1 protein-coding gene is annotated in these 439 nt (G+C 28.5%); it reads right to left on the bottom strand.

The window, feature by feature from the left end; genetic code table 11:
- The coding region (locus ACF91D_RS32010; protein ID WP_483883408.1) for a phage tail family protein at positions 1–321 on the bottom strand (321 nt) is incomplete at its 3' end.
- Between the last annotated feature and the right edge of the window lie 118 nt (positions 322–439).

Raw genomic sequence — 439 nt, 5'->3', positions numbered from 1 at the left:
ATTTTTTATAATGATACCTTTTGGAGCATCAACTTTGACAGTGATTTTTAAATAATGCCGCATGATTGGATTGATAATGTCACTTGATCCGTTGAATACATTACAACCTGTCGAATTAAATTTATATTTAATATCTTGAGCATAGTGACCATTTTCAAACTGCCACTTATCCGGTTTAGAAAGTGAAAAACTTTTTGTGCTCAATAATGATTCTGAATATCCTTTATAAACACTGAATTCTAATTCAAATGTTACATATCTATCTCCAACATCAGTAATGCCATTGCTTACAGGAACAAATTCATATTTCTTACCTGGCATATCTGAATTTACAACGTAATATGTTTAACGTATGTATATTATACCTCTTAATCTTTGTTTTAATAGATTATAGTCTTTAGTATACAAACCTCTATAGAAAAAACGCAAAGTTAATTTA

The sequence above is a fragment of the Staphylococcus sp. 231237_7MaSpsaltlick genome (assembly GCF_043107035.1).
This window is presented reverse-complemented; position numbering and strand designations above follow the sequence as displayed.